Source organism: Phycisphaeraceae bacterium (assembly GCA_020639155.1).
Classification (GTDB): Bacteria; Planctomycetota; Phycisphaerae; order Phycisphaerales; family UBA1924; genus JACKHF01.
This window is the reverse complement of the sequence record JACKHF010000001.1, coordinates 1,373,450-1,387,013: the sequence shown is the minus strand read 5'-3', so window position 1 is coordinate 1,387,013 and position 13,564 is coordinate 1,373,450. Positions and strand designations below refer to the sequence as shown.

Here is a 13,564-nt window from a genome sequence, read left to right as displayed (position 1 = left end):
AACCAAGTCCGGCTTGCCGACAATAATGGGTACCGACCCGAGGAATCCGGCTCAGGCTCGAATTCCGGATCGGGAGGCCAACAATCAGCCCCTGCTGGCAGAATCTTCCGGCTGGCGCATCGATGGGGGCATCGCGACACACATCTGTCGTTGAGGAATCAAATAGACAATGACACAACTCGCCCCGCGTACATGGACAGACGTCAAGCAGGCCAAGCGAGCCGCAATCCCGGAAGGGCTCTGGCTTCGCTGCCCCGACTGCTCACAGATGATCTATCGCAAGCAGATGGAAGCAAATCTCCACGTCTGCCCGGAGTGTGAGCACCACTTCCGCATCGGCGCTGTCGAACGCGTCCGCCAACTCGCGGACACCGGATCGTTCGTCCGCATGTTCGGGAATCTTGAATCTGCCGACCCACTCAAGTTCCGCGATCTGAAGGCCTATCCCGATCGCATCAAAGCGGAACAGATCAAGACAGGACGCACCGACGCGATCGTCGCGGGCACCGCGTTCATCAAAGGTCGCAGCGCGATGCTCGCATGCCTCGATCTTGAGTTCATGATGGGATCGATGGGGTCGGTCGTCGGCGAGACGCTGACCCGCTCTATCGAGCACGCAACCAAAGAAAACCTGCCGTTGATCGTCGTGTCGTGCTCCGGCGGCGCACGCATGCAGGAGGCTGGACTCAGTCTTATGCAGATGGCAAAGACCAGCGCAGCTCTTGCAAGGCTTGACGACGAGGGCGGACTGTTCATCTCAGTCCTGACCGACCCGACCACCGGCGGCGTGACAGCGTCGTTTGCCATGCTGGGTGACGTGATCCTTGCTGAGCCCAAGGCGCTCATCGGGTTCGCCGGCCCGCGCGTGATCCGCCAGACCATCCGCCAGGAACTGCCCGAGGGGTTCCAGCGGTCCGAGTTCCTGCTCGGCGGCGGCATGGTTGATCGCGTGGTCAAACGTGACCAACTCCGAACCGAGATCGCGCGCATCATCGACTACTCTGGTCGATGAACTCCGCGCCGTCATCCTCTGCACATGCCGATGACACACGCCGATTGTCCGGTGCACGCGCCATGATACGGGGCGCTGTGTGCGGGCTTGCGTACGCGCTGCTGTACGGTCTCTCGCTTCCAAGTGCTGGTGGCCCGCAGGTGTTCCTGTGGGTTCTGGCGCTGCTGGCTCCTTTCCCACTCGGATGGTGCGCGCTCGTCCCGGGAAATCTTCGCTATCGCGCACTGGGAGCTGCGATCGGCTCAATCCCGTTGTGGTCGTACACGCACTGGTGGATCAGCGACGTGTCGATGCTGGGATTTCCGCCATTGGTGCTGGTGCTGTCGCTATACACGGGGATGTTCGTGCTGATCTTCGGCACGGTGATGCGCAAGCATCCGAAACTGCCGATCTGGATCATGCTTCCGATCGCGTGGGCGTGTGCAGAGATGCTGCGAGGACGCATCATCATGGGCGGGTACCCGTGGTACTTTCTCGGCGTGCCGACGATTGATTCGAGCGCGTTCCGGCTCTTCGGTTCGCTCGGCGGCATCTACTTTGTTGGCGCTATGGCGTGTGTGCCGAGTGCGATTGCACTGTCAATCTGGCACAACCGCAAACGTGCGCCACAAAGCCAACCTTTAAGAAAGAAACTCGTGTGTCGTGCATTGATCGGGCTGTGCCTTGCTGGTGTTCCATTGATACTCGCGGTCGACTCGATCGGCGCGTGGATTCTCAGACAGGAGACGCTCACACAGTTTCCACGCTCGACCGTCATCATTCTGCAAACAAATCTTCCCATGTCGCAGAAGATGCAGTGGAAAGCGATCGATCGTGCGCGCGACCTTGAACGCTACATTGACATGACGAAGCGTGCCATCGAGAACGCAACAACCATCAAGCCCTTTGTTGCCGAGTTTGACGACGGAACAACCAGGACGTTCGAGTCACAAGATCCACCCAAGTCACCGCATCCCCCCGTCCAGATGATCATCTGGCCCGAGACCATGTTCCCCGGGCTCACGCTCTCGCCGGACGCGGTGCGTGTGCAACGCGAAGCCAACATGGGCTGGAAGTTCGACGATGGAACGCAGCTTCCCGAGACATGGTGGCACGACAGACTTGTCCAGTTCCAGCAGGAAGTTGGTATCCCCATTGTGATTGGTGCTGTGAGCATCGAGAATCTTCGTGCGGTGCAGAACAACCCGAAGCGGGACTGGGACTTTGACCGAATGGGCAACGCTGCGTTTCTTATCGAGCACGGCGAGGTGCAGCCGGTTCACTACGACAAGCTGAAGCTCACGCCGTTCGGCGAGGAGATGCCGATCATCTCGCGCTGGGAGTGGCTGGAAAAACAACTGCTCGCGTTCGGCGCCAGCGGCATGTCATTCGATCTCGATCGCGGGCGTTCGGCTGTCACCCTCCCACACACCGATATCGAAGCGGACGAGCCGTTGCAGCAGAGCGTCCAGCTTGCAACACCGATCTGCTTCGAGGCAACCGTGCCCGAGGTCTGCCGAAGACTCGTTCGATCCGGGCGATGGAAGAGCGAGTCCGGACGTGCGATCATGGTGAACCTGACCAACGATGGGTGGTTCGGCGACAGTGATCGCGCGCGTGCGTGGCATCTGCTCCACGCGCGATGGCGCTGCGTCGAACTCGGCACGCCGATGATCCGTGCTGCAAACACCGGCACGAGTACCGTAATCAACGAGTTCGGTCTGCTGCAGCCTCCCATGGTAATCGAGTCCGACAATCCCAAGTATCAACTTGATCTGCCCAGAGACGAGCACAGCATGCCACGCGATCACAAACGGATTCCCGCTCAAGAGTTTTGCGCACTCGCGTACGACTGGCCTGTTTACCAGCACAACACGCTGTACTACTTCACAGGGAACATCTGGGGCTGGGGATGTGTGGGTGTGACTGCGCTGCTGCTTGTTCCAAAGCGGAAACGCGACGCAAAGGCGTAAGCGATACGATTCCCTTCATGGGCAAGACCGATGACAGCGATCTCACAGCCGAGCCGAAGGGAACACTCTGCCTTCGGTGCGGATACGACATCGCAGGACTTGATATTGATAGTGTCTGCCCTGAGTGCGCAGAGCCGATCAAATACTCGATGCGTGGCGATCGGCTGGAGTACGCTGATCCAGATTATGTACGAAAACTTGCACGTGGCGCGATGCTTATCCCAAACGCGGTTGTGTTTGGATTGCTGGTTATCGTCGCGATCCTTGTGATTGCTGTTTTCCTTTCGTCGATCGCTCCGGCTATTGCCAATCTTGTTCCCGGCAGCTTAAAGCTTGCCTTCTACATCTGCAGTGTTCTTGGTGCGTGCGGATGGTGGCTACTGACCACGCCGGATCCGATCGAGCAAGACACTCCGCAGCGGATGCGACATCTCGCACGGATCTCGGTAGTAACAGCTGTGAGCATTGGTGTTATCAATGAAGCATGCAATCTGGTGTGGCGTTCTCCGTCGCCCGGCCGTGTCATGGTGCTCCAAACCCAGACTTTGCTTATACTCATCGCGCTCGTCCTTGTACTGTTCTTTGGCATGCGTTCTGTGCGAGCATTGGCGAGTCGTATACCAGACACAAAGATCAGAAATCTGACCAATCGTGTGCTTCTCTCCTTTGTGATTACAACAGTTTCGCATCTTCTCTGGTTTGGCATGAATGCAGCCATGCCAACACCAGCGCCTCCAGCAGCGGGCGCGGGTTCCGCGTATGTATTCAAATCGCTGTTGTTTGCAGGTGCGGCACTTGTCGTTATGTTGAGTTCGCTTGGGAGTGGGTTGTACTTTCTGGCGAGCCTGCTCTTCCTGCACTTTCGTCTCAGTGCACGACTCAGCGAAATCGTTAAACGCCAGAAAACCGCTGCGAGACAAATCGAACCTCCCTCACCGGCTGACGTATAAACCACCCATTTCCAGCTGACTGGATGCAGGGGCCGATAGAATCATCTGACAAAACGCAACGGAGATTGTCCTGATGATGCAGCGCAATATGCAGAACCGAGCCTCGGCATCCAAACTGGCAGTGCTTGCTGGGTGTGTGCTCCTTGGAGGGTGTCAGGGAACTGCCACGACATCCGGCACTGATACGCCAAGTACTGCTGAAAAGGAAACGGTTGACCCAGGCTCAACTGCGCTGCGCGACTCTATTCTTCGTGAGAAAGCGATACTCACGTTAATGCGGCTTTCCGAGGATGAGTTCGCGTCGGTTCGCGCTAATGCAATCGAAGCGCTCTCGCACGAGTCGAGTCGCGCGGTTGAGGTCTTGCCAAAGGCCTTTGCCGACGAGAACGAGGGCGTTCGAGCGGTCGGTGCGATGATTGTGGGACAACAGCGACTCGTCGGGCTTGCTGAACAGGTGCGCCCACTTGTGAATGATCCGTCTCCGTACGTGAAATCTGCTGCGATCTTTGCGTTGATGCGCTGCGGCAAGACAGCAAATCCCACCCCACTCTCGGACCTGCTGCTGGATTCTCCTGATGGTCGGGTGCGATCACATGTGGCGTATCTGATTGGCGAGATGGAAGACCGATCCGCTGTGCCTCTGCTTCGAGATGCAGCACGCCAGAGGTGGAAGAATCTCTCCGGCGCACAGTCCAAGTTGCTCGAACTTCAGATCGCTGAAGCTTTGTACAAACTAGGCGTACAGGAACAGATCGAATCGATTCGTGCAGCGCTGTACCCGGCTCGCGCAGCTGATCTGGAGGCAACGGCGCTCGCAGTTCAAATTGTGGGCAATGTGAACGATCAGGTGTCCACCCGGCAACTCATCCATCTGATCGATCATCGCGAGCAGGGGATGCCCTACCCGCCTGAGATCCGGCTCGCGTGTGCCTCGGCACTTGCCAAGCTTGGTCAGCCGCAGGGAGGATATGTTGCTGATGAGTTTGCGGATAACGAAAACCCGATTCTGCGTGGACAGGCAGCGATCGTCTATGGAGATACCCACAAGGACGAGTTTTTGCCCAAACTGGAGATACTTCTCGCCGATCGACAGCCTGTTGTGCAAGTTTCGGCGGCTGCTGCCATTCTGAAACTGCTCGGCAACTAACCGATTCCGTTGGGATCGTGTTGGGTATTCATGCTTGGGACAAGCCGGCAAATCGACCCGATTCCCAGTTATTCTGTCAGTCGTGAGCGTGAAGTCAGCCTCCTTCTGCATCCATCCCAGCCACTCTGGCGTATACATCTCCTACCAGCCGAGTTGACATCGGACTGGCCCAGCCGGGCGGGACATGTTACCATGTGCCCCTGCACTCGCTGTTGCTGGCAGTATCCGACGGCTGTTCGAGCCCAATCGGTGCTGTTTACTCCGGCTGATCATTCATGCACAGTTGACGCATCCAGCACGGATGCGATTCTCACACCGTTTTCTGATTCCGTGTCATCTCCGCACGCGCGACCTGACCAGAGGAACCATTTCATGCACGCATTTACAAAGATTCTGCTCGGCCTCGCATGCCTGCTTGCTGTCGGTCTTGCAACGCTCACCGTGGCATACTCGGCCAACTATCACACAGTCACCAATGCCAACAACGACCTTCGCACGCAGTTAACTTCTGCGCAGTCATCAAGTTCGATTGCCACCGCAGAACAGTCCAAGGTCATGCAGGACAAGATCAATGAGATCAACACACTGCGTGATCAGCTTGGCGACACCAAAGAAAACGCTCGCCAGTACCAGTCTGAGAATGCGAATCTCCGCGCACAAGTGGCAAAGCTGGAGTCCGATGTTTCCAGTTCTGATGCACGAGCAAACTCATTGATCGAGGGCGGCAAGACAGCAACACGTATCGCTGACGGTCTGCGTGAGGAAGTCTCACGTCTGTGGGACGAGAAGCTGGATCTGCAGCGCCAGGCGCTCGAACTGCAGGATCGCATCAACGAGGTCGAATCGCAGTACGATGTTGCCTCGCAGACCATCCGCGCCCTGCAGGAGCAGCTCGCTGAGCTCCGCAATCAGCAAGGTATCGTGACAACAGGTACAACACCTCCCCCGACAACAGTTTCACCACTCCCGACGCGCATGATCGAGTCACGCATCACCGAGGTAGGCCGTGACCCCGGCACTGGCGAGATGCTGCTGAAGATTGATGTCGGTCGCAACGACGGCGTTGTCGAAGGCATGGTCTTCACTGTCTTCCGTGGCAGCGATCAGTTCCTGTGCAAGCTCAAGATCGAGCGCACCGACCTGCAGTTCTCCATTGGTCGTGCCGACATGCTCGGCCGCACTGGTATCGAGGTGCGTCCGAACGATCGTGCGATGATCTCGCCCCGCTAACCCCAACCCTCTGTTCTGACTGAAAAGGAGCATCACCATGAGCCAACAGTTCGGCATGCAGATGGCTGGCGCAGCCTCACGAGGCAACCGGATCGACATCTATACCGGTCTTCTTCTGTTCGCCTGCATCGCGCTCGGCCTCGGATGTGCGTGGATGTGGGGTGCAGGATCGGCACTCTCGCCCGACGGCAACCCGCTGCATCTTCAGGATGCAAACAACGTCATGTTCAAGTCAAAGTAATCAATAACCCCACCGAAGCACTTCGGTGTGTTCAGGCAGAAGCAGGGCTGGCATTGTCAGCCCTGTTTTTCTTTCAAGCCGATCAACACTCCGATGTGCTGGACAATCTCATCGATTTCCATCGTTGTTGCATCAATGCGCATCGTGTGCGGATGCAGGCGCAATCGACGAAGCCACGTTCGCTGGTTCTTCGCAAATCGTCGCGATTCGATCTTGACCCGCTCAATCGCATCATCCAGTGAACACGTTCCGGCAAAGTGATCGAGCAGTTGCTTGTATCCGATCGCCTCGCGCGCTGTCGGCCCAAGCAACCCAGCTTCGTGCAGTTCGCTGACCTCATCGACCAACCCCAACTGCACCATCGTCTTCACGCGCGCGTTGATGCGCTGATTGATTCGCTCAACCGGCCAGTCCAGTTCAATGAGCAGATACCGTGAACCGATCGAGCCCCTGTCCCACTGCTGCTGGAGCGCGGAGATCGGCTGGCCTGTGATTCGGTATACTTCGATTGCGCGAACTGTCCTTCTGATATCGTTCGGATGCAGACGGGATGCAGCATCCGGATCGATACGCTGCAGCTCTGCCCGAAGCGTTTCGGCTGGCTGCCGGGATAAAGCATCTCGCAGCGTTTGATCAGGTTGTGGCCCTTGAAACATGCCATCGATCAGTGCCTTTGCGTACAACAGCGTCCCACCTACAACAATCGGCAGACATGCCCGCTGCCGAATGTCCTCGATCGCATCCTCGGCAACCGAGAGCCAGTCCGACACGTTAAACTTCTCCGTCGGCTCGACCATATCGATGCAATGGTGCTCGAATATCGCACGCTCCTCGCGCGTGGGCTTTGCTGTCCCAATATTCATATGGCGATATACCTGGTACGCGTCGGCGCTCACCAGCTCTGCGTATCTTCCGAGTGACTTGAGATGCGCAGCTAAATGGAGCGCGAGCGCACTCTTGCCGCCAGCGGTCGGACCGATGATGACGGGAATCAGTTGCGATGGTTGCGCACTCATCAGGTTGCTTTGGCTTGGATGAGCTTCTCTGCGCACTCGCGAGCGCGAGTGTCGGCTGCGAACACATCATCAACACTACGAACATGCTCAACCGAGAGTGCATCCATCACATCACGCGTCATGCGGGGGATCATGCCGAACGAGATGAGGCCGTTAATGTACGCGCGAACCGCGACTTCGTTTGCAGCATTGAACACAGCACCGCTGGTGCCGCCGACGCGCATCACACGATCGGCAAGATCGAGTGCAGGGAATCGATCGCGATCTGGCTTGATAAATGTGAGTTGGGAGAGTTTTACAAGGTCAACTGAAGCGCTTGGGCACAAGATCCGCTGGAGCGACGGATGATGATGTGTGAGCGCAACCTGGATCGGCGTGCGCATATCAGGCGAGCCGAGCTGTGCGATGATCGAGTTGTCCTGCATCTCTACCATCGCATGCACGATCGATTGCGGATGCACGATCACGCCGAGCTTGTCCGCAGGAATCCCGAAGAGCCAGTGCGCTTCGATCAGCTCGAGCGCCTTGTTTGTCAGACTCGCACAATCAATGGTCACCTTCTGCCCCATGTTCCATGTGGGATGGGCGAGTACTTTGTCGATCGGTGCGTTCTCGGTATCTTCCTTCGACCAGTGAAGGAGCGGCCCGCCCGATGCCGTCAGAACAACCCGCCTGATTGTTTCGTCAAAGATGCACGGTGGTGTGAGATGCTGCACGCACTGCCAGACGCCGGAGTGTTCCGAATCGACGGGGAGCAACTTCGCGCCTGTCTTCCGTGCGAGTGGCACGATCACAGAGCCCGCAGCGACCAGTGTCTCCTTGTTCGCCAGTGCAATATCAATACCAAGCTCGACCGCGGCGAGCGTCGCGCTGAGCCCGGAAAACCCGACGATCGCGGACACGACTAGATCGGGCTCGGTCTCTCTCACGAGCTGCTCCGCCGCGTTTGCACCGATCATTGGAGATCGTGCGAACGACGCGTCTGTCTCGCGCGACACTGCAATAGCTGCGTTCGGATGGGCGCAGGCTTGCTGCTCAAGTGTCGCTGTGCTGCTCCCGCCTGCGGACAGACCGACGACATCAAAGAACGGCTCTTCCTTGCACGGTGCATATGAGTTGAGATGATTAATAATCTCGAGCGTCTGCGTACCGATTGATCCGGTCGAACCGAGCACAACCACTCGTTGCGTACGCGCCTGCGCATCAGCAATAATAACATCGCGAAGCGGTGTTGTCGTTGATCGACTATTCACGACGCCCCTTCAACTTTGCTCCTTCGGACGCAGAGAGCTTGCGCCTTGACGAATACAACGAACGCACCTTCGGCTTGGCATTGACAATCGGTATCTCTGTCTTTTCAGTCGATTGTTCTGCCTGCTTCTTCGGTGATGTTTGCGCATCAGAAACTGCATCCTGATTCGAGCTCTCAGTCTTTGGTTCCGACTTCTTCGAGTTCCGCGATCGCCGTTTTCTGCGCGAGCGGGTTGCGCTCTGTTCTGCGTTGTCGCCCACGGGCTCAGATGCAGTTCCTGCTTCCGCTGGCACCTTGGTTGTTTCGGCATCGTTTGCCAATGCAGTCTCCGCCTGCTCACCATGCTCTGCAACAGATGGGGATTTCCTGCGTGAACGCGATCTGCGTGAGCGGGAGGGTTTTTTCGCATCCTGTTGGTCTGGTTCTGCTGCGGGTTCTGGTACATCGGTGTCTGCAGCCGCGGATTCATCCTCAGAAGGTGCTGCATCAGATGCGGATTCAGACTGTGCTTCAGCCGCTGACCCCTGTCCGGATTTCTTCTTGCGACGCCGACGACGCTTCTTCTTTGCTGGCGCATCGGTCGCTTCACCATCGCCCCCTGCCGCACCAGCGTTTTCCTCGGCAGATGGCTCATCTTCCTTCTGCTCAGATGAAGCTTCGGCAGGTGTGTCCTGCGACTTCTTCCCGCGCTTGCGGCGGCGTTTCCGCTTCTTGTTTGTTGCTGCAGTTTCCTGGGCTTGCTCTTCTTCATCGTCAGCAAGATCGGCGGGATCGATCTCGATCGGATGCGGCTCAGCCTCGTTCTCGTTCTTCGGTTCCTGCGTCAGAAGCTCAAGCTCCGCGTCTGCTGAGACATCGACGCGCATTGCTTCTTCGTCATCGACAGCGACCGTCCACTGCTCGACCTTCGAGGCAGCATCCTTCGGCTTCTTGATGCGCGAGAGATCAATGTCCGCACCGTCAGCGTCGTACGCGTAGAAGCTCGTGCGATCGACCGCCAGCGTGCTCGATACACGGACATCGACACGCTTACCCGAGAGCAGTTCCATGCGTGTGAGCGTGCGCCGGCGTGCCGAGAGCAGATCGCCAGCGACACGCGGCGAGACCGCCATCTCCACACGCGCAACACTCTCGATCGCCAGCACAGCAGCAAGCTGGCGTACCGCATCAGCAGCGATAGAGTCAGGACGCTGCACAAGACCGCGCCCGTGGCATGTCGGACACTCTGTAAAGTGGACCTTCTCGTGGCTTGAGCGTTGACGCTGGCGCGTCATCTCGAGAATGCCATAGTCAGAGATCGGGAGAAAACTCGCACGCGAACGATCGTTCTTCAGGCGCTCCTTGAACCGTGCCTCAACCGCCTGCCTGTTCTTGCGATGACGCATGTCGATCAGATCGCAGATGACAAGCCCGCCAAGATCGCGCAGCTTGAGTTGCCGACAGATGACATCGACCGCTTCCATGTTTGTGTTAAATGCGTTAGTTTCTGCGTCGTTCGCTTTGCGTGACTTCCCGGAGTTCACGTCGATCGCAACGAGTGCCTCGGTTTCATCAATCACGAGTCGTCCGCCAGACGGCAGCGGCACATCGCGCGCGTGGATGTTCAGCACCTGCTGCTCGATATCGAATGCTTCGAAGATCGGCAGCTTGCCCGTGTAATGCATGAGCTTCGTTGATGACCGTGGCGAGACGATCTTCAGAAACTGCGCAGCACGATGGAGCGCCTGCGGATGATCGATCACGATCTCGCCCATCTCGCTCGTCAGAAGATCCCGCAGTGTGCGCACGAGCAGATCACTCTCAGCATACAGCAATAACGGGCCCTTCGACTTTGTCTTCTTCGCTTTCTCGATCCCCTTCCACAGACGCTGGAGATACGCAAGGTCGCGCTTCAGTTCGGTCTTGGTTCGATCCATTCCCGCGGTGCGCAGGATAAACCCGAACCCGTCGGGCAGATCGAGTTGATCGAGGATCTCACGCATCTTGCGGCGCAGATCCTCATCCTCGACTTTGCGCGAAACACCAACGCGGTCCATCTGTGGCATCATCACGAGGAATCTGCCGGGGATGCTCAGATAACTCGTGAGTGTCGGACCCTTTGTCCCCACGCCCTCCTTGAGTACCTGCACCAGCACTCGCTGCCCCTTTTTGAAGCACTGCTGGATCGGCGGACGATCACGGCGGGGTGTTTTCTTGCCGACACGCTCGGTTGTTTCCTCGTCCTCACCCGGGAAGTACTGCGGATGCACGTCCGACGAGTGCAGGAACCCCTGCTGTTCCAGACCGAAGTCGATGAACGCTGCCTGGATGGCGGGCTCTACGTTGGTCACCGTGCCGAGGTAGATGTTCCCGACGCGCGAGACATGGTCTGCGTGCTCGGCGAGGAACTCCTCGAGTTGTCCGTTTTCTGTGATCGCGATCCGGCAACCTTCGCCGGGTGCGTAATTGATCAGCATCTTCTGCATCAAACAGTCCGTCTCCGCCGCAATCGGTGCGGCTTCCGCGGCGATGACATGTGCTGATGGATTGCGCACATCTGCGCGCATCGTTGGTGCGCCGCACGATCAGCATTGATCGCGCATCGCACACACACGCAGCGCCGACCAGCGTGCTGCTGATCAGCGGGACAGCTGCGCAGTTCGCTGCGCGCTCTCCTTCGGCACACGCGATGCTCTATCGAGCGGACAGCGTGCCCCGATGCGCACCCGCGTGTTCCTGATCTCAAAGCATCCGCACAGGGCATCAGCCGAGCAGTGCCGGACGAGCGCCCGGCTCCACGCGAGTGGTTTGCAGTTCCATCAGCGACACATCAGGTCGCCAGTGTCTTTCCGCCCTGAAAAAGCGAACACCGCAGGCCCGTCCGGTCAGTCCGGATCGATCACCTCGGCATCCTCCCCCTCAGGGATGATTTTGCGAACCCGATCGCGGACCATCGCCGCGACTTCGGTATCCGAATCGAGCCAGATCGCCTTTCGAGCGATCTTCTCGCATTGTTCTATCGTCACACTCCGTACCAGTCTCTTGAGCAATGGTATGGAGGAGGGCGTCACGGACAGTTTCCGTACGCCCAGACCCATTAAAAGGATCGCAAAGTCCGCATCAGAAGCGGATTCTCCGCAGCAGGAAACAGGCTTTTCGTGCCGATTTCCGGCTTTGGTGACCTGCTTGATGAGTTTCAGGACGGCTGGGTGATGCGGACTGTACAAGTTCTGGACCCGCTCGTTCGTGCGATCAACTGCCAGCGTGTACTGCACAAGGTCGTTTGTCCCTACCGAGAAGAAGTCAACCTCGCGCCCGAACACATCCGCCTGGAGTGCTGCCGACGGCACCTCCACCATCACGCCGAGTGGGATGTCATTGTCATAGGCGATCCCGTGCTCGTGCAGATCCTCCTTCACGTCATTGACCACAGACCGGCACGCGAGAAACTCACGCAGGTTGGTCACCATCGGGAACATCAGCTTGATAGGGCCGTGCGCACTGGCACGCAGCGCCGCACGCAACTGGAGTTTGAACATCGGCAAACGGTTCAGACAGTATCGGATCGAACGCAAGCCAAGTGCTGGGTTGCGCTCTGGTACTTCCATCTGCAACTGGGTGAGCTTGTCAGATCCAAGATCGACCGTACGAACTGTGAGTGGCAACCCTTTCAGCAACTCAATGCACTGTGTGTAGGACTGGTAGTGATCTTCCTCAGTCGGCTCTTTCACACTCGTCAGGTACAGGAACTCTGTTCGGTACAGACCAACACCTTCCGCGCCGAACTCTGCGCACGTTGCAGCTTCGATCGGGAACTCTATGTTTGCGAGCAGTTCGATGTGCGTGCCATCGAGTGTCTCTGCGGGCAACTGCGCCATCTCTCGCAGCGACAACTGCTCAAGCCTGTACTGCTCCAGATACCCCTGATACTGCTCGATCTCGTCGTCTTCCGGATCGACGATGACAATGCCACGATCGCCATCGACAATGACCATTGACCCTGCGGACGCTTCGTCCGAGAGTTCCTTGCACCCAACGACAGCTGGAATTCCGAGCGCACGCGCGACAATCGCGGTGTGGCTGGTCATGCCGCCGGTATCGGTCGCGAACGCGATGATCTTTTCGGGATCGAACGCAGCAGCCTGTGATGGCGTGATGTCGGTCGCGATCACAACAGCCTGATGATCGAGCTTTGCCAGACGATCCGCGGGTTTTCCAATGAGGTGCGAGATGATGCGCGAGGATAGATCGCGCATGTCGTCCGCCTTCGTTGTGAACGCGGTATCACCCATCGACGCGAACTTGTTCTCCCACTCGCGGAAGACCGCGTACACCGCGTGCTCTGCGGTCACACGATCGTCGCGCACCATCGCGCGCACCGGCTCCAGCAGCGCCTTATCAGCAAGCATCCCAAGATGGAACCCGAACACCTTGGCGGGCTCTGCACCCAGTTCCTCGTGGGCACGATCGCGGACATCCTCAAGCTCCTCGATCGACGCTGCGATCGCAGCATCGAACCGCTCGAGTTCCTTGTCTACCTTGGCGTGCGAGACGTGCCGTCTCGGGATGCGCTGGCGCGTCTGATCGAGCGCAAAGACGCGCCCGATCGCGACACCTCCCGACACTGCAAGTCCTGTGATCCGAGCCATGCGCGAGCGGGTTCCCGAAGGAGTGATATGAGCAGAGAAAACGAGCCGCATCATATGCGAACAGAGCACAGACAAAGCCAAAGTTCGGGTTTTCTCAGGCTGGAAAGGGGTATTTCAGGTCAAAGTATCTACTTCT

The 13,564-nt window shown here is 57.8% G+C and carries 11 protein-coding genes; 7 read left to right on the top strand and 4 right to left on the bottom strand.

The features are described 5' to 3' along the window. Positions 1-169 precede the first annotated feature (169 nt). From H6815_05920 to H6815_05895, 6 genes are all read left to right on the top strand, one after another. Positions 170-1,012, top strand: a complete 843-nt coding sequence (locus H6815_05920; protein MCB9859976.1) for an acetyl-CoA carboxylase carboxyltransferase subunit beta — start codon at positions 170-172, stop codon at positions 1,010-1,012. Beyond that, on the top strand, positions 1,009-2,964 hold the full coding sequence (lnt, locus tag H6815_05915) for an apolipoprotein N-acyltransferase (protein MCB9859975.1): 1,956 nt from the start codon (positions 1,009-1,011) through the stop codon (positions 2,962-2,964). Before H6815_05920 ends, lnt begins: the two co-directional genes overlap by 4 nt. A gap of 17 nt (positions 2,965-2,981) precedes the next feature. After that, on the top strand, positions 2,982-3,914 hold the full coding sequence (locus H6815_05910; protein ID MCB9859974.1) for a hypothetical protein: 933 nt from the start codon (positions 2,982-2,984) through the stop codon (positions 3,912-3,914). 73 nt (positions 3,915-3,987) lie between these two features. Then, positions 3,988-5,061, top strand: coding sequence for a HEAT repeat domain-containing protein (locus H6815_05905; GenBank protein MCB9859973.1), 1,074 nt, complete (start codon positions 3,988-3,990; stop codon positions 5,059-5,061). Between the two features lie 372 nt (positions 5,062-5,433). Next, entirely contained in the window at positions 5,434-6,291 is an 858-nt protein-coding gene (locus tag H6815_05900; protein MCB9859972.1) for a hypothetical protein, read from the top strand. 37 nt (positions 6,292-6,328) lie between these two features. Then, positions 6,329-6,532, top strand: a complete 204-nt coding sequence (locus H6815_05895) for a hypothetical protein (protein ID MCB9859971.1) — start codon at positions 6,329-6,331, stop codon at positions 6,530-6,532. Between the two features lie 56 nt (positions 6,533-6,588). Here H6815_05895 and miaA read toward each other — a convergent pair whose 3' ends face one another. The 3 genes from miaA to H6815_05880 are packed head-to-tail and all read right to left on the bottom strand — an operon-like array spanning position 6,589 to position 11,265. After that, on the bottom strand, positions 6,589-7,548 hold the full coding sequence (miaA, locus tag H6815_05890) for a tRNA (adenosine(37)-N6)-dimethylallyltransferase MiaA (protein MCB9859970.1): 960 nt from the start codon (positions 7,546-7,548) through the stop codon (positions 6,589-6,591). After that, positions 7,548-8,801, bottom strand: a complete 1,254-nt coding sequence (locus H6815_05885) for a 1-deoxy-D-xylulose-5-phosphate reductoisomerase (protein ID MCB9859969.1) — start codon at positions 8,799-8,801, stop codon at positions 7,548-7,550. The genes miaA and H6815_05885 overlap by 1 nt, the downstream gene beginning before the upstream one ends. Beyond that, positions 8,794-11,265: an Rne/Rng family ribonuclease gene (locus H6815_05880; protein MCB9859968.1), complete on the bottom strand. Its 2,472-nt coding sequence runs from the start codon at positions 11,263-11,265 to the stop codon at positions 8,794-8,796. Before H6815_05880 ends, H6815_05885 begins: the two co-directional genes overlap by 8 nt. A gap of 56 nt (positions 11,266-11,321) precedes the next feature. On the opposite strand from H6815_05880, the gene H6815_05875 reads away from it, so the two are divergent. Next, positions 11,322-11,519: a hypothetical protein gene (locus H6815_05875; GenBank protein ID MCB9859967.1), complete on the top strand. Its 198-nt coding sequence runs from the start codon at positions 11,322-11,324 to the stop codon at positions 11,517-11,519. A gap of 145 nt (positions 11,520-11,664) precedes the next feature. Here H6815_05875 and ptsP read toward each other — a convergent pair whose 3' ends face one another. Then, complete coding sequence (gene ptsP, locus H6815_05870) at positions 11,665-13,428, bottom strand: phosphoenolpyruvate--protein phosphotransferase (GenBank protein ID MCB9859966.1); 1,764 nt, start codon at positions 13,426-13,428, stop codon at positions 11,665-11,667. Between the last annotated feature and the right edge of the window lie 136 nt (positions 13,429-13,564).